The organism is Ensifer sp. NPDC090286 (genome assembly GCF_044769565.1).
GTDB lineage: Bacteria > Pseudomonadota > Alphaproteobacteria > Rhizobiales > Rhizobiaceae > Ensifer.
This window is the reverse complement of record NZ_JBIVYF010000003.1, coordinates 63,317-78,706: the sequence shown is the minus strand read 5'-3', so window position 1 is coordinate 78,706 and position 15,390 is coordinate 63,317. Positions and strand designations below refer to the sequence as shown.

General features: G+C 63.1%; 18 protein-coding genes. 12 read left to right on the top strand and 6 right to left on the bottom strand.

The genetic code is table 11. The features are described 5' to 3' along the window. Positions 1-25: 25 nt before the first annotated feature. Positions 26-904: a VOC family protein gene (locus tag ACIQUG_RS15595; RefSeq protein ID WP_402323086.1), complete on the bottom strand. Its 879-nt coding sequence runs from the start codon at positions 902-904 to the stop codon at positions 26-28. A gap of 300 nt (positions 905-1,204) precedes the next feature. On the opposite strand from ACIQUG_RS15595, the gene ACIQUG_RS15590 reads away from it, so the two are divergent. Further along, a complete protein-coding gene (locus tag ACIQUG_RS15590) occupies positions 1,205-1,627 on the top strand; it encodes a universal stress protein (RefSeq protein ID WP_043620117.1) in 423 nt (140 codons plus the stop codon). A 65-nt stretch (positions 1,628-1,692) separates the two neighbouring features. After that, on the top strand, positions 1,693-2,037 hold the full coding sequence (locus ACIQUG_RS15585) for a TraR/DksA C4-type zinc finger protein (RefSeq protein WP_043620115.1): 345 nt from the start codon (positions 1,693-1,695) through the stop codon (positions 2,035-2,037). Positions 2,038-2,039: 2 nt separating this feature from the next. On the opposite strand, the gene ACIQUG_RS15580 is transcribed toward ACIQUG_RS15585, so the two are convergent. Then, on the bottom strand, positions 2,040-2,546 hold the full coding sequence (locus tag ACIQUG_RS15580) for a GNAT family N-acetyltransferase (protein WP_402323085.1): 507 nt from the start codon (positions 2,544-2,546) through the stop codon (positions 2,040-2,042). 207 nt (positions 2,547-2,753) lie between these two features. Here ACIQUG_RS15580 and ACIQUG_RS15575 point away from each other — a divergent pair, with 207 nt between their 5' ends. After that, positions 2,754-3,410, top strand: a complete 657-nt coding sequence (locus ACIQUG_RS15575; protein WP_043620113.1) for a hemolysin III family protein — start codon at positions 2,754-2,756, stop codon at positions 3,408-3,410. A 7-nt stretch (positions 3,411-3,417) separates the two neighbouring features. Here ACIQUG_RS15575 and ACIQUG_RS15570 read toward each other — a convergent pair whose 3' ends face one another. The 3 genes from ACIQUG_RS15570 to ACIQUG_RS15560 form a co-directional block, all read right to left on the bottom strand. After that, positions 3,418-3,942, bottom strand: coding sequence for a hypothetical protein (locus ACIQUG_RS15570; protein WP_052201899.1), 525 nt, complete (start codon positions 3,940-3,942; stop codon positions 3,418-3,420). Between the two features lie 106 nt (positions 3,943-4,048). Then, the gene (gene msrB, locus ACIQUG_RS15565) at positions 4,049-4,456 is read right to left on the bottom strand and encodes a peptide-methionine (R)-S-oxide reductase MsrB (RefSeq protein WP_192447476.1); all 408 of its coding nucleotides are present in this window, start codon (positions 4,454-4,456) and stop codon (positions 4,049-4,051) included. A gap of 84 nt (positions 4,457-4,540) precedes the next feature. After that, on the bottom strand, positions 4,541-6,133 hold the full coding sequence (locus ACIQUG_RS15560) for an EAL domain-containing protein (protein WP_402323084.1): 1,593 nt from the start codon (positions 6,131-6,133) through the stop codon (positions 4,541-4,543). A 421-nt stretch (positions 6,134-6,554) separates the two neighbouring features. Here ACIQUG_RS15560 and ACIQUG_RS15555 point away from each other — a divergent pair, with 421 nt between their 5' ends. From ACIQUG_RS15555 to mucR, 8 genes are all read left to right on the top strand, one after another. Next, entirely contained in the window at positions 6,555-8,915 is a 2,361-nt protein-coding gene (locus ACIQUG_RS15555; RefSeq protein ID WP_402323083.1) for a putative monovalent cation/H+ antiporter subunit A, read from the top strand. Then, positions 8,912-9,331 (top strand): Na(+)/H(+) antiporter subunit B, encoded by a 420-nt coding sequence (locus ACIQUG_RS15550; RefSeq protein ID WP_402323082.1) that lies wholly within the window; start codon positions 8,912-8,914, stop codon positions 9,329-9,331. Before ACIQUG_RS15555 ends, ACIQUG_RS15550 begins: the two co-directional genes overlap by 4 nt. Then, positions 9,331-9,708, top strand: a complete 378-nt coding sequence (locus ACIQUG_RS15545) for a Na+/H+ antiporter subunit C (protein WP_192447472.1) — start codon at positions 9,331-9,333, stop codon at positions 9,706-9,708. The genes ACIQUG_RS15550 and ACIQUG_RS15545 overlap by 1 nt, the downstream gene beginning before the upstream one ends. A 7-nt stretch (positions 9,709-9,715) precedes the next feature. Continuing rightward, positions 9,716-11,278, top strand: a complete 1,563-nt coding sequence (locus ACIQUG_RS15540; RefSeq protein WP_402323081.1) for a Na+/H+ antiporter subunit D — start codon at positions 9,716-9,718, stop codon at positions 11,276-11,278. Further along, the gene (locus tag ACIQUG_RS15535; RefSeq protein ID WP_043620102.1) at positions 11,275-11,751 is read left to right on the top strand and encodes a Na+/H+ antiporter subunit E; all 477 of its coding nucleotides are present in this window, start codon (positions 11,275-11,277) and stop codon (positions 11,749-11,751) included. The genes ACIQUG_RS15540 and ACIQUG_RS15535 overlap by 4 nt, the downstream gene beginning before the upstream one ends. Further along, complete coding sequence (locus tag ACIQUG_RS15530) at positions 11,748-12,131, top strand: cation:proton antiporter (RefSeq protein WP_402323080.1); 384 nt, start codon at positions 11,748-11,750, stop codon at positions 12,129-12,131. Before ACIQUG_RS15535 ends, ACIQUG_RS15530 begins: the two co-directional genes overlap by 4 nt. 14 nt (positions 12,132-12,145) lie before the next feature. Continuing rightward, the gene (gene mnhG, locus ACIQUG_RS15525; protein ID WP_402323727.1) at positions 12,146-12,487 is read left to right on the top strand and encodes a monovalent cation/H(+) antiporter subunit G; all 342 of its coding nucleotides are present in this window, start codon (positions 12,146-12,148) and stop codon (positions 12,485-12,487) included. A 401-nt stretch (positions 12,488-12,888) separates the two neighbouring features. After that, a complete protein-coding gene (gene mucR, locus ACIQUG_RS15520) occupies positions 12,889-13,320 on the top strand; it encodes an exopolysaccharide biosynthesis transcriptional regulator MucR (protein WP_043620098.1) in 432 nt (143 codons plus the stop codon). A gap of 180 nt (positions 13,321-13,500) precedes the next feature. Here the strand turns inward: mucR and ACIQUG_RS15515 are convergent, their stop codons facing one another. Next, entirely contained in the window at positions 13,501-14,304 is an 804-nt protein-coding gene (locus ACIQUG_RS15515; protein ID WP_402323079.1) for an isocitrate lyase/phosphoenolpyruvate mutase family protein, read from the bottom strand. Positions 14,305-14,397: 93 nt separating this feature from the next. On the opposite strand from ACIQUG_RS15515, the gene ACIQUG_RS15510 reads away from it, so the two are divergent. Then, positions 14,398-15,348, top strand: coding sequence for a LysR family transcriptional regulator (locus tag ACIQUG_RS15510; RefSeq protein ID WP_402323078.1), 951 nt, complete (start codon positions 14,398-14,400; stop codon positions 15,346-15,348). Positions 15,349-15,390 lie beyond the last annotated feature (42 nt).

The window sequence follows — 15,390 nt, the reverse complement described above, 5'->3', positions numbered from 1 at the left end:
GGCGCCTGTGGCCTGGGAGAGAGGATCAGGCGACGAGCTTGAGGCCGATGCCCCAGGGATCGACGAGGTTGTGGCCATTGCCGTTGCGGCTGACGGCGATTTCCAGCGCTTCGAGCTTCCCAAGCGCTGCCGTGAGTTCAGCCGGCTCCTTGTACTGGATCGTGTAGTCCGACAGTCCGGTCATGTGGCCTTCGCGTTTCGGCGCGCCGCGCGAGTTCCAGATGTTGGCGGCGACGTGATGGTGGTACTTGCCCGCGCCGAAGAAGCTCGCGCCGGGATAGCGTGCCATCAGCCCCAGGCCCAGAACGTCGCGGAAGAAGGCGTCGGCCTGAGGAATATCGGAAACCTGCAGGTGGATATGGCCGATGGCCGTCCCGTCAGCCATGCCGCCCCAATTGTCCTTGGGCGCTTCGTCGTAGAGCGCCTGCAGATCGAGCGGCAGCGTATCCATGCCGACGGTGCCGTCGCCTTTGAAGCTCCAATCGGCCCGCGGTCGGTCGCGATAGACTTCGATGCCGTTGCCTTCGGGATCGGCAAGGTAGATCGCCTCGCTGACCAGGTGGTCGGACGCGCCCTGCAGCCGGACATTGTTGTGTGCGATATGGGCGAGCCAGCGGCCGAGTTCTTCGCGGCTCGGCACGAGAAAGGCGTTGTGGAACAGGCCGGGTGCGTTGCGCGGTGCCCGCGCGGCGTTGCCCTCGGTCGTCAGCGTCAGCAGCGGGCGGCCATTGACGCCGAGCGTCTCGCCGCTCTTGCTGGCTTCAATCCGGCTCAGGCCCATGATCTTCTGATACCAGGCGGAAACGGCCGGCAGGTCCTGGACGACCAGATGCGCATGCTCGACATGCGCGGGCATGGCAAGCGCATGGTCGGTCGGCATGTGGAAAGTCTCCTGCTGGGTCATCTCGGTCTCCTTGGCATAGAAGCTACGGCCGGTTCGCCGTTTCAGTTTCGTCGAAACTGCTCGGAATATGGGCCGCCTCGTTCGTTCACGGAAGACTGTCAGTCACTTGATGTTGTGTTCGACGCGCGTTGACAGTGATTGTCGTCGCCCTACCTCATTTCGAGTGGGGCCATGCGCGCGCAGCGCTTTCGATTTGATTTCAATCAAAGCCGAAGATGCCGTCGAGGCGCAATCTTGAGACGAGGGATTGGCCTGTGGCAGCAGCCTGGCGATCCGCGTGGGCAACAGAAGGAGTACAGCATGTACAAGAAGATCATCGTCCCGATTGCCATGGATCAGCTCGAACACGGCGAGTCCGTGCTTGGCATTGCCGAAAAGCTGATCGATGAAGGGGGCGAGATTATCCTGCTCAATGTCGTCGAGGACCTGAACGCCTATGCGCAAGGCTACATGATCGTCGACTTCCCGCTGGAAATGGTCGAGGAATCCCGCAAGCAGGCGCTGAAGACGCTCGAGGCGCTTAAAACCAAGCATGGGATCAAGGGCCGCATCGAAATCCGCACCGGCGGGGCCGCCGGCACCATCAACGCCTTTGCCAGCGAAGAAAACGCCGATCTCGTCATCATCGCATCCCATCGGCCGGGTCTCATCGACTACTTCATCGGATCGACGGCAAGCCGGGTCGTCAGCCATTGCCCCTGCGCCGTTCTCGTCGACCGGTAAGCCACGAACAACAAGAGCGCATGCGGCGCGTGACCTTCGCGCCGCCACCGCCAAGGAGTCTTAAGATGGACAAACATGGGCTTGACGACTTTCACGACCGCCTGACCCGCCGCAAGGCGGAACTGCAGGGGCGTCTGGTCAAGATCGAGCACGATCTCGATGAGCCGATGAACGCTGATGTCCCGGACCGGGTGACCGAGCGGGAAGGGGACGAGGTGCTCGAAGGCCTTGGCCTTGCGGGCCAGGAGGAAATCCGCGGGATCGACGCCGCGCTCGATCGGATCGCCGCCGGCACCTTCGGAACCTGCGTGCGCTGCGGCCTGCCGATTTCGGCGGCGCGCCTGCAGGCCGTGCCTCATGCCCCGCTCTGTCAGGACTGCGCCGCCGAGGTCGCCCGCGGCGGGCGGTAACGTCAGGCGGTCGTGCCGCTCCCCAAATCCACTTTCAGCCGGGGCAGGAACCGCCCGGGGATCACGCTCGACGCGACGACCCCGTCATCGACTGCCCCCATACGGCGGTAAAAGTCGGCGGCACCGGGATCCGCGTCGATCGTCATGACCGTTGCGCCACGCCGGCGCGCCGCGGCGACGCACCAGTCGAAAAGCCGCCGGCCAATGCCTGCCGCCCGTGCTTCCGGTTCGATGAACAGCTTGTCGAGTTCGACGTGGTTGCCGCTCCCGCGGACCTGCGCCAGGCCGACGATGCGTCCGCCGTCCGTGGCCACCTGCAGGTCCGAATCCGTCCAGTCGTCGGCCGTGAGCGTCAAGGCCGGTCGGCATGCTTCAAGAAAAGCCTCGTCATAGCCCCAAACAGCCTTCGATCGCAGGCAGAGGTCGCTGAGCACGTTTGCTTCCTCCGGCTGAGGGGTGCGCAAGACTGACATGATGATCCTCCCGATCGGCGTGTTCCGGCCGTTCATGTGGTCATCGCCGCGGCCTTGGGCAAGTCTGCTTCCAAACTTCGCAGATTTGTTATGGGATTGTTGTAATGCGTTGCAAAAGTTGATGCTTTTGCCGCGCCGCTACTTCTTTGCGGCAGCGAAGCCTTGTGGCAGGATGGTGGAAACGTTGCGGTGCGACGGGCATGCGCGCCGCTCGCGAAGAAAAGGCTCGGGGAGAGGGAAGACGTGGAATTCGCAGGCGTCAAATGGAACTATGACCGCTCGGAACTGATTGCCGACGGCATCGTTCATGGCATCGGCCTGGCGGCTGCACTGGTTGGCGTGACCGCGCTGATCTTCTACGCAACGCTATGGAGCACGACCGGGCAGCTCGCCGCCGCGGCCGTCTATGGCGCCGGGCTTCTTGCGACCCTCTCGATCTCCTTTCTCTATAATCTCTACCCGGTTTCACGCACCAAGTGGTTCCTGCGCCGCTTCGACCATTCCTCGATCTTCGTTCTGATTGCCGCCACCTATACGCCGTTCCTGCAGCGCGGCCTCGATGATCCGTTCCTGTTCGTGATGCTGATCGGCATCTGGGCGATCGCCGGACTTGGCGTCGCCATCAAGTGCCTCTTTCCGGGGCGCTTCGACCGGCTGGCGATCCTGCTCTATCTCGCCATGGGCTGGAGCGGCGTGCTCGCCGTCGGCCCGCTGTTGTCGGCGCTGACGGCAACGACGCTCGTGCTGATCCTGATCGGCGGCATCATCTATTCCGCCGGCGTGATCTTCCATGTGTGGGAAAAGCTGCGCTTCCAGAACGCCATCTGGCACGGCTTCGTCGTGACAGGGGCTGCGGTGCACTATTCGGCCGTGCTGACCTGTTTCAGCGCCGCGTCCTGAGGGGCGATCAGTTCGGCGCTTCGCCGGCCGCAGCGGCGATCGGTGGATGCTGACAGCCTTCCGAAGGCCTCAGGGCCTCCGCCATGCGCGAAATCACGCCGTCGAAGCTGGTGAGCCGGGTCTTGCGGTACTGCAGGCGGAAATAGGCGGCGCTGCCGTCGCAGAGCGCGATCGCGCGGGTATAGAAGACTTCGTCACCGCGCGCGCCCGAGAAGCTCGCCCAGGCCGCCGTCACGCGGGAATAGGAAATCCGCCAGTCACCCTCCCGCTCGTAACCCATGCGATCGTTGACGTCCGTCTCGAAGTCACCGTCCATGAGCGTGCTGCCGAAGACCGAAAGGGTCGCGCCGTTGTCGCTGGCATGAAAACTCGCGCCATCGCCATTATCGCCCTCGCTCTGCAGTTCGAAGCCGGGGGGAATGTCGAGCACATAGCCAAATCGGGCGTTGGCGTAGGGAACCCAATCCTCTGCCGCCGACGCCGTCAGGGCGGAAGGGAGCAGCAAGGCGAGGGCAGTCAGGATGCGTAGCATGCGGACCTCCTCTCGCTTGCTCGATCTATCACTTCTAGCGCGGTTGGCGCCACGGGGCGGTTCCCGGCGGAACAGCACCCCATGCCACTCCTTCCAGGCTCCGGTGTCAATCCTCGGTAAACGTCATCGCATGGCCGTTCAGGCAATAGCGAAGCCCCGTCGGCGGCGGGCCGTCGGGAAAGACGTGACCGAGATGGGCGTCGCAATCGGCGCAGCGGATTTCCGTGCGCACCATGAAGTGGGACCGGTCCTCGATCTCGCGGATCGCCTGATCGTCGATCGCGGCGAAGTAGCTCGGCCAGCCGCAACCGGAATCGAACTTGGTGTCGGAGCGGAACAGCGCCCGGCCGCAACAGACGCATTCGTAGGTGCCGGTCTGCTTGTTGCTGAGGAACGGACCTGTGAATGGACGCTCGGTGCCCTGTTCTCGCGTGATGCGATACTGCTCCGGCGAGAGCTGCGCCCGCCACTCCGCATCGGTTTTCACCACTTTCGGCGTCTTTACGGTCGTCATGAAAGTCTCCTGTCGTTGCGGCGACTATATAGGAATGCGCGACCGCGCGCGCAAACATCGCCGGCGCCCGTCCCGTGACGGGTCTCAAGCGATTTCGCGGCGGATCACCGCCGGCCCGGCCCCGAGCCTGCGTTTGCTATCGTTGTAGAAGGCGATGAACTCGGCCGCCGGCAGCGCCTTGGAGAACAGCCAGCCCTGGCCATATTGCACGCCCCGCTCGATGAGATAGTCGGCCTGTTCTTGCCGCTCGATCCCCTCGGCGACGATGTAGAGATCGAGCGATTTGGCGATGTCGATGATATGCGGTGTGATCGAGCTGGTGGCCGAATCGGTGCCGATCGTGTCGATGAAGGACTTGTCGATCTTCAGCGCATCGAGCGGAAGCTCCTGCAGGTATTGCAGGCTCGAATAGCCGGTGCCGAAGTCGTCGATGGCCACCGAGTGGCCGCGCCGGCGCGCTTCCTCGATCGTCGTCCGGGCGGATTTCACGTCCATGAAGCCGCGTTCGGTTGCCTCCAGCCAGATCTGTTCCGTGATTATGCCGGTGTTTCGAAGCGCCGTCTCGATCACCGGCAGGATGCGCCCGGATTTCAGATCATCGGCGGCGAGGTTGATCGCGATGTGCAGCGAGCGGTCGGCGACGAGCACGCTCTTCAGCTCGGCGATCGTCGCATAGAGGACCTGATCGGTGATCTCCTCGATCAGCCCGTTTTCCTCCGCAAGAGGGATGAACAGATCCGGGCGGACCATCTGCCCATCCGGCCGTCGCCAGCGCACCAGAGCCTCCGCGCCGACGCAGATGCCGGTCTTGAGCTCGATCAACGGCTGGTAGTGCACGATGAACTCGCGCCGATGCACGGCAATCGAAAGCTCGCCGAGCGGCGACAGGCGACGCCGGGACAGCCAGACGACGAGCCCGACCATCAGCGCCGCGACCAGCGCCCCGCCCGGCAGCAGCAGCAGGCGTTCCCGATCCATGTCGCTGAGAATGGCGATACTGGGCGCAGTGGCGACCGCGATCCAGTTGGCGTCCCGTGACGTTGCAAAGAGGTCGTCGGCATTGCTGCCGGTCTTCGGAAGATCGGCAAGCTGCTCCGTGAGCCGTGGGTCAGGATCGTTGAGGGTACTGACCAGCACGCCGTTTTTGGTGGCGACTGCAAGCCGGGTGCCGGGCTCTGCGATCACGTCCACGAAACGGACCGGGTTGGTCAGCACCGTATAGGAGCGGTACCGGAAAGCCGTCATGGGCGCGCCGGTGCTGATTGTCGGATACATCCGCGGGATGACCTCGACGCCGTTGCTTGCGAAGAAATCGGCAGGTGGTGCGCGGGTGAGGCGTCGCGGCGGGTAGCCCCACGAGGTGCATCTGAGCAGCCCGTTCTCGAAATAGCCGATGTCCTCGATGGCGGTGGTGTTGACGACCAGCGAGCGCAGCGCCGCGATATGCGTGGCCATGCATGGCGGAAGGTCGAGCCGGTCGGCTGTCTTCAGCGCCCGCGACGCCTCATCGAGCGCGGCGTCGGCGCGCATGATGGCATAGTCGGCGAGGCGGGCAAGCCGTGCCTGCTCGCTACGCACGGCGATCGACCAGGAAAGGTAATAGGCTGCCAGCATCGGCAGGATCGCGCCGAGGGCAGCCAGGATACTGGCGATGACGACTATGCGAGATCGTTCCAAGCGGGTCCCGCCCATTCGATGTGTGGTCTTCTGTTTCGTGCCTGCCGCCAGCGACTGCGGCACCGGCAACCGCGTCTCAGCCGTTGCAAGGTCTGCCGGCGTCGTCGTCGCGTCTGTTCATTCTGAATTGAGGGCGTCTGCAAATACAACTATCACGTCTTGCAGTTCGGTTTCCAGAATGTTCGATCTATCCCCCGCCGCCCGATGAAGATGTTGCTAACAGCATTTTAATTGTTGTTGGCGGCCGCCGCCTAAAGCGCGCGAATCTGGTATTGCAGGGGCTCTGCTTCGGTTCGTTCGGCCGAACTGACGGACACATAACGCCGATTTTATCTGGATAAGGCTTGAGACCCCAACACCCTTCTTTTATGTCGGGGGTTCGATCGATTATACGATGAATTAAAAGGAGCAGGCCTGGACGATGGATGTTGCGGCCCTGACATTTCTGGCCCTTGCACTGCCTTTCGTCGCGGCATTGCTCGCGCCGCTTCTGACGCGCCTTCTCGGCCACAATGCGGCCTGGGTGCTTGCGCTGTTCCCCCTGGGCGTCGTTCTGCACTTCGCCGGTTTCTGGCCGGAAGTGGCCAAGGGCGAGGTGGTTACGGGCGGTTACGCCTGGATACCCTCGTTCAATGTCAGCTTTTCCTGGCTGATCGACGGGCTGTCGCTCACATTCGTCCTGTTGATTGCCGGCATCGGCATGCTGATCGTGCTTTATGCCGGCGGCTATCTGAAAGGCCACCCGCAGCAGGGCCGGTTCTTTTCCTTCATCCTGATGTTCATGGGCTCGATGCTCGGGCTCGTGGTCTCCGACAGCTTCCTGATGCTGTTCGTGTTCTGGGAACTGACCTCGATCACCTCGTTCCTGCTGATCGGTTTTGATCATTCTCGCGAGGCGGCGCGGCGCGCGGCCCTGCAGGCGCTGGTCGTGACCGGGGGCGGGGGCCTGTTCCTGCTTGCCGGACTGCTGATCATCTGGAACGTCAGCGGCGTCACCCAACTCTCGCTGCTGTCGGCGTTCGGGCCGGAAATGCGCGAAAGCCCGTTCTATCTGGCGGCACTCCTTCTCGTTCTCGGCGGCGCTTTTACCAAGTCGGCGCAGTTCCCCTTCCATTTCTGGCTGCCGAACGCGATGGAAGCCCCGACGCCCGTCTCCGCCTACCTGCACTCGGCGACCATGGTGAAGGCTGGCGTCTACTTGCTGATGCGGCTGAACCCGGTGCTCGGCGGCACGCCCGAGTGGCAGATCCTTCTGCCGCTCTTCGGGGGTGCCACGCTCGTCATTGGCGCGGCTCTTGCCTGCCGCCAGACCGATCTGAAACTGATGCTCGCCTATACGACGATGGCGTCGCTCGGCCTGCTGGTCATGCTGATCGGGCTTGACGTGCCCCATGCGATCGAAGCGGCGGTGCTCTACCTCGTCGCCCATTCGCTGTTCAAGGGTGCCCTGTTCATGGTCGCCGGCATCATCGATCACGAGACCGGCACGCGCGACGTTACGAGGCTCGGGGGCCTTCGCTCCGCCATGCCGCTCACCTTCGTCATCGCGCTTGCCGCGGCATTCTCGATGGGCGGGCTGTTTCCTTTCTTCGGCTTCATCGCCAAGGAGGAGATCTACTACGCTCTCTCCGGTTTTGATCGCCGTTCCCTGGTCTTTGCCGCAATCGCGATCCTCGGCAACGCGCTGATGTTCGCGGTGGCCTTTGCGGTCGCGCTGAAGCCGTTCATCGGCGCCAAGGTCGAGACGCCGAAGGCGGCGCACGAGGCGCCGATCCTGCTCTGGCTCGGCCCTGCGCTGCTCGCGGCCAAGGGGCTCTCCGCCGCCTTGCTTTCGGGGCTGACGCACGAACTGGTATCGACGCCGATGGCGTCGGCGATCGCGGGCGAACCGCGCGCGGTGACGATAGCGGTCTTCCCGCACATCGGGGTGCCGCTCGCCATGTCGGCTGCGACCGCATTGATCGGCATCGCGTTCTACCTGAAGCTTGACCGCGTGCGCGCCTTCATGGCGACGATCCTTTCCGATATCGGCTGGGGTCCGGATCGCGGCTTCGACCAGTTCATTCGCGGCCTCGTCCGTTTCTCCGTCGCGCTGACGCGCCGGCTGCAGTCGGGGCGCCTCGAAGTCTACATGACCGCCACCTTCATCCTGGTCGCCTTCGTGCTCCTGGTCGTGCCGATCGCCTATGGCGAGTTCCCGCGCGCGCCGTTCTTTGCCGCAGACGTGCCGCTGCATGAACTGGCGATCATGGCGATCGCGGTCATCGGCCTCGTCGCGGTGGTGCTTGCCGCCGACCGGCTGACCGCCATCGTCTCGCTCGGCATCCAGGGCTTTGCCGTCGCCGTTATCTTCCTGCTCTACGGCGCACCGGATCTGGCCTTTACTCAGTTCATGATCGAGACGCTTTCGGTTGTCGTGCTTGCGCTGGTGATGACGCGGCTCCGGCTTTCGCCGTCGGACCATCGTCCGCTTGCGCAGAAGATCCCGGATCTCGCCATCGCACTCGCCTGCGGTCTCGGCTTCGGGCTGATGCTGCTGAAGGTGACGGGGGTGCCTTTCGATACGACGCTCACCGACTTCTTCAACCTCTATTCGAAGTCGATCGCCCACGGCGCCAATGTGGTGAACGTCATCATCGTCGATTTCCGCGGCACGGACACGCTCGGTGAGATCGCCGTGGTGATGGTCACGGGCCTTGCGATCCTGTCGCTCGTTCGCCTGAGGGCAGGTTCGCTCCGGCGTATCGCCGATAACGATCCGGATGCGGAGGAGCGCGCATGAAGTCGGTGATTTTCCGCGCCGTCGCGCCGTTCCTGACGAGCCTGATGGTGTTGTTTTCGATCTTCGTCCTGTTGCGCGGCCACAACGAGCCCGGCGGGGGTTTCATCGGCGGCCTGATCGCGGTGTCGGCGCTGGCGATCTACGGCATCGCCTGCGGCGTCGAGACGGTGCGTCGTGCGATCTATTTCCACCCGATGGCGATTGCCGGGGCGGGCCTCCTGGCCGCGACGGTCGCCGGCCTGGTCTCGATCGCCGCCCGCGTGCCCTTCATGACCGGCCTGTGGATCTATCCTTCGGTGCTCGGCCTGGAAGTACCGCTCTCGACGGTGATGCTGTTCGATTGCGGCGTCTATCTGGTGGTCGTCGGCGCGATCAGTTCGATTGCGCTTTCGCTCGAAGAGCGGGGAAACGAGTGATGGAAGCCTGGTTCGCTCTGCTTGTCGGCATCTTCTTCACGGTCGCCGTCTATCTGCTCCTGTCGAAGTATATCATCCGGGTGCTGCTGGGCGTCGCCATCCTCGGCAATGCCGTCAACCTTTTGATCTTCACCGGTGGTCGGCTGACCCGCGGCGTGCCACCGGTCGTCCCTGGCGATCAGGATGCGCTCGTCGGTCCCGCCGCCAACGCCCTGCCGCAGGCGCTGATCCTGACAGCGATCGTCATCTCCTTCTCCTTCTTCGCGTTCCTGCTGGTACTCGCCTGGCGGGCCTACGAGGAGCTGCAAACCGACAATACCGACGAGATGCGCGTTGCCGAGCCGAAGGACGAGCCGGCCCCGCCGCTTGGATACTGACCGACCCATGGCCGCGACAACCTCTCCTCCCGCAGATCTCTCCGCCGCGCTCGTGCTCGAGCCCGTCGCGTCTGCCGACTGGCTGGTGATCCTGCCGGTTGCCTGGTGCCTCGCAATCGGCGCGCTGCTCGTAATGCTGCGCCGGAAGATCGATTGGCATCCCTACGTCGCCGTTGCCGGACTGGCCGGGCTCGTCATCATCGATGTGCTTCTTCTGCGCCATGTGCTTGCAAGCGGACCCGTAACGATGGTGATGGGGCGCTGGCTGCCACCCTTCGGCATTGCCTTCACCGTCGACCTGACTGGCGCGCTCTTTGCGCTCACCGCCTCCGTCGTGGCGCTTGCAGGCGGCATCTATTCGCTTGCCGATATCAACGACAGCGGCCGGCGCTACGGCTTCTATCCGTTCCTGATGCTGCTGATGGCGGGTGTGTCCGGCGCCTTCCTGACCGGCGATGTCTTCAATCTCTACGTCTGGTTCGAGGTGCTGCTGATCTCGTCCTTCGGCCTGATCGTGCTCGGCTCCGAACGCGAGCAGATCGACGGCGCGGTGAAATACGGCTTCCTCAACCTCGTTGCGACCACCCTGTTCCTGATCACCACGGGGTATCTCTATGCAAGCTTCGGCACGCTCAACATGGCCGACCTTGCCCGCAAGGCCGAGGGGCTCGCGGGCACTGCGCCGCTGATGACGCTGACGGCGCTGTTCCTGCTTGCCTTCGGCATGAAGGCTGCCGCCTTCCCGGTGAATTTCTGGCTGCCGGCCTCCTACCATACGCCGCGCGTGGTGGTGTCGGCCCTGTTTGCCGGCCTTCTCACCAAGGTCGGGATCTACGCGCTCATCCGCGTTACCGTCATGCTGCTGCCGGTCGAGCGCGAGGAGTTGAGCTTCGTCATCGCCATTGCCGGCGCGCTGACGATGCTCGTCGGCGTGCTTGGTGCGCTGGCGCAGTCGGACTTCCGCCGCATGCTCGGCTATCTCGTCGTCTCCGGCATCGGCTCGATACTCGCTGGCGTCGCCGTCGGCGGCCCGGGCGGTATCGGTGGCGCGATCTTCTATGCGCTGCATTCGATGCTCGTCATGACCGCGCTTTACCTCGCGTCCGGTGTCGCAGCGAGGCTCGGCGGCAGCTTCTCGCTAACGTCGCTGGCAGGCCTCTATCGCCGCCATGCCGGTTTCGCCGCGCTGACGCTCATGCTGGCCTTCGCCGTGTCCGGCCTGCCGCCGTTCTCCGGCTTCTGGCCAAAGGTCATGCTGGTCAAGGCGGCGCTCGATATCGGCGCCTGGTGGCTGGCAGCCGTCCTGCTTCTGACCGGCTTCCTCACGACCATCGTCACCGGCCGCTTTTTCCTGCTCGCCTATTGGCGCGATGCGGGGTCCAGTGAGGGCGCCTCTGCGTCCGCGACGATCGCGCCGGCGGCACTATTGCCGCTCACCGCCTTGACTGTGCTGGCGCTCGCCATCGGTCTTTACCCCGAGCCGCTGCTATCCATGGTTCAGAATGCCGCTGCAGGCCTTTCCGAACCGTCGGCCTACCTGAACTCGGTCTTCCCGGGAGGTGCCCCGTGACCAAGTTCCTGACCATCAATCTCGTGTTCACGGCGATCTGGGGCGCGATCAGCGCCAGCTTCTCGCCGGCCAACCTGATCCTCGGTTTTGCCGTCGGAGCGCTGTCGCTCTTTCTCATCCGGCGCGAGCTTGAGCCCGTTGCCTACCCGGTGCGCCCGATCAAGCTCTTCCTGCTGACCGCGCTGTTCTTCAAGGAACTGGCGATCTCGGCGACCAAGGTCGCCCTGCTGGTCATCCAGCCGAAGATGGTGCTGAAGCCCGGCATCTTCGCCTATCCGCTGACGGTCAAGAGCGACTTCGAAATCGCGCTGCTGGCCAATCTCATCACGCTGACGCCGGGAACGCTGTCGGTCGACGTCTCCGACGATCGCAAGACGCTCTATGTCCATGCGCTCGACTGCGCCGATCCGGGCGGCCTCAGGCGCGATATCGCCAATGGCTTCGAGCGCCGGATCAAGGAGGCCTTCGAATGACCCTGTCGGCGCAGATCCTCGCCCTCGCCACCGGCTTTGCGCTGGCCGCGTTGTCGGCAGCGCTGCTGATAACGGTCTGGCGCATCATTCGCGGCCCGACGCTGCCGGACCGCGTGCTCGGCCTCGATATGCTGGTCGCGATCGCCATCGGCCTCATCGCCGTCGTTGCCATTCGCACCGGCTTCAACCTCTACATCGACATTGCCATCGCGCTCGGCCTTGTCGGCTTCCTGGCGACGGTTGCTTTTGCTCGCTTCGTGCTGGCGCGCGGCCTCTCGCCCGAGAAAGCAGCCGCCGACGGACGCGTGCCGCAGGCCAAAGGCGGGTCCGCGCCAAGGGGCAAATCGACGCAGCGCAAGCGCAAGGGAGGACGCCGATGAGCCCGGTGCTCGATATGGCCGTTACCCTGCTGGTCGCCGTCCTGTTGGTCGGCGGTGCGATCTTTTCGCTGCTGGCGGCGATCGGCATCATCCGTTTCCCCGATCTCTATACGCGCATGCATGCGGCCTCCAAGGCCGGCACGATCGGATCGGGCCTGTTGCTTCTGGCCGCGGGCGTGCATTCTCTCGATCCGGCTATTTTGATTCGCGCGCTTGCAGGCTTCTTTTTCTTCGTTCTGACTGCGCCGATCTCGGCTCATCTCTTGGCAAAAGCCGCACATCAGGCAGGTTACAGGCTGACTAAGCTGTCTGTCATAGATCAGCTTCCGCAAAAGGAAGAGCCGCGTCGCGACTGATCGACGACAGTTCTGAAACTGTATTTCAGAACATTACGATCGAGTGTGGCCATTTTAGCAATTTGGAGATAAACTTGCTAAGTGCCGCTAAATTTATGTTTGGACATTTCGCGCATCGATGTTAATCGAGTAAATGTAAAGTGTCGTCGTGGAAAATACTTTGATCTGAAATTCCAGCTTGAGTTGTGAATGTTGATCGTTGCTTTGAGAGTTCGGTCGTCACCGGTGACTCGGCAGCAGGTTTTGTAATCAAGTTCCAGCTCTTGATATCGCGGCCGGTGTTTCTCCTTGCCGCGTTGATGGTCCATCCCAAGGCAGCCAAGGCTTCCTGACGGCTCTTGCAAGCGTTCCTCCCCCGAAACGCCGTTTCGGGTTGTGCTTAAGTCCGATAGGAGAAAGAAATGACTGAAACAGCGCTTGGCGCGAGCCATGAACTTCTGGTTGAGCTGACAGCGGAAATCGTTGCCGCCTACGTCAGCAATCATGTGGTTCCGGTCGCCGAGCTTCCCACGCTGATCGCAGATGTGCATTCGGCGCTGAACAACACGGCGGCTCCCGCGCCGGTCGTCATTCCCGTCGAAAAGCCGAAGCCGGCCGTATCGGTTCGCAAGTCCGTTCAGGACGACCAGATCACCTGCCTCGAATGCGGCGGCACCTTCAAGTCGCTGAAGCGCCACCTGATGACCCACCATAATCTGTCGCCGGAAGAATACCGCGAGAAATGGGACCTGCCGACCGATTACCCGATGGTCGCGCCCGCCTATGCGGAAGCACGCTCGCGCCTCGCCAAGGAAATGGGCCTCGGCCAGCGCCGCAAGCGCCGCGGCAAGTAAGACTGGTCGTCCCGCTGAAGATGCGGGCAGCCCGTGGTGGCTGCCTGGCCGTGAGCGGGAAATTCAATCACGATGGCCGGGCCTATGCGCCCGGCCATCGTGTTTCAGCCGCCTGGATGAAGCATCTCAACGTATCATGACCGCCCTTGGCGTCTGGTGCGTGGGCGCATCCAGCGCGGCTCAAAAATGTGCATTGATCTCCGGATACGGCGTCGCATGCTCAAAGAGCGCCTCGGACCGCCCATCGGCGAGGAAGTTCGTCACCAACGTCGACGTCTGCAGCCACAACGTCTGGGGAATCCATGACCCGACGCTGATCCGAGAAACACCAAGCTCGGATAGTTCAGTGGCGGCAGGCAGGCCGGGCCAGGCAATGACGTTCAGCAGCAGTTCGGTGCCTTTTGCGATTTCACGAATCTCGGTCCGATCGGTCACCCCGAGCACGAACAAGCCGTCGGCTCCCGCGTCCCGGTACTGCCTGGCGCGGGCAAGCACCTCCTTCACACGGTCGCTGGCGGCTGCGAGCGCTCGCGCGTAAACATCCGTGCGCGCGTTGATGTAGAGTCTGATGCCAAGCCGCTCCGCCGTTTCTCGGGCCTGCTCGATCTTGCGGCAGAGCAGATCCGGCGTGCCGGCGCCATCCTGGATGTTGATCCCAACCGCGCCGGCCTCGATGAAACGAGCGGTCGTCCGGGCGATCTCCGCCTCGTCATCTGCGTAGCCCGCTTCAATGTCGACGCTGAGCGGCACACTGATGACGCGGGCGATTGCTGCGACGCTTGCCAGGTGCCGGTCCAGTGGAAGGGCGTCGCCGTCACGATAGCCGAGTGACCATGCTACGCCGGCGCTGGTCGTCGCAATGGCATCGGCCCCGAGCCGCTCGATCAAGAGTGCGCTACCGGCATCCCAGGCATTGGGCAGGCGCAGCGGCTCAGATTGGTGATGAAGCGCGTGGAAAATTGCGGCGTTGTCGTTGCTGTTCAAGGTGACCTCCATTTAAAGAAAGCCACTCGTCGCAATTGCGAGATCTAAAGATAATAGCTAGGATTTTCAGGCATTCATTCCGGAGGGGAAGCAATGGACGGGCCGTCCCTGCATCTGGTGCAGGCCTTCGTCGCTGTGGTCAAGCACCAGAGCTTCGCAAAGGCGGCACGCGATCTCAACATGACGCCGTCCTCCGTCAGCCGGCTCGTCAAAGCACTGGAACAACAGATCGGCGTGCTGTTGATCAGCCGCACGACGCGAGCAATGTCCCTGACGGACGCGGGGCAGCGCTATTTCAGCGACTGCGCGGCGGCATTGGAGCAATTGCATCATGCGCAGCTACGGGCGCGCAATGAACGGGACCTGCCGGCCGGCACACTCAAGCTTAGCGTATCCGTCTCGTTTGGCCGCAATCACGTCGTGCCATATCTGTCGGCCTTCCTCGCCGCTTACCCGCAACTGCGGCTCGACCTTCTGATGACCGACCGATACGTCGATCTCGTCGCCGAGGGTGTTACGGTTGCAATCCGTATCGGCAATCTCCAGGACTCGAGCCTGGTCGCCCGCAAACTTCTCAGCAATCGTCGAATTCTCGTGGCCTCGCCGGCCTATCTCGAAATCCATGGCGATCCGGCGGAGATTGATGAACTCAAGCGGTACGAATGCGTCGTGTCGACGGCAAACCACGACGGTGAGATCTGGCGGTTGTTCGGCCCGACCGGAGAACGGTCCTTTCGGCCGCGCGGGAGGGTGCGTGCCGACAACGGAGACGCGGTCCATCAGCTTGCCATCGATGGCCAAGGCATCGCCTTTCATTCTGAGGTGACCATGGCCGCGTCGATCCGCAGCGGCAAATTGGTCCAGGTACTCCCCCGTTGGGCAGGAAAGGAGACGGGCGTCTATTGTGTTTGTCCGTCCCGGCCCATGGGTCCGGCCGCCCGGGCCTTGATTGATTTTCTGACCAACCGTTGGAAGGACGCCGTGACATCGGCCATGCTCGACCATCCGGCGGACGAAGAGGTCAGTCTTCATGCAGGACGCTGACATGGGGCAAGCGGGACGGTTCGCCCCTGACGTTTTCCCGCG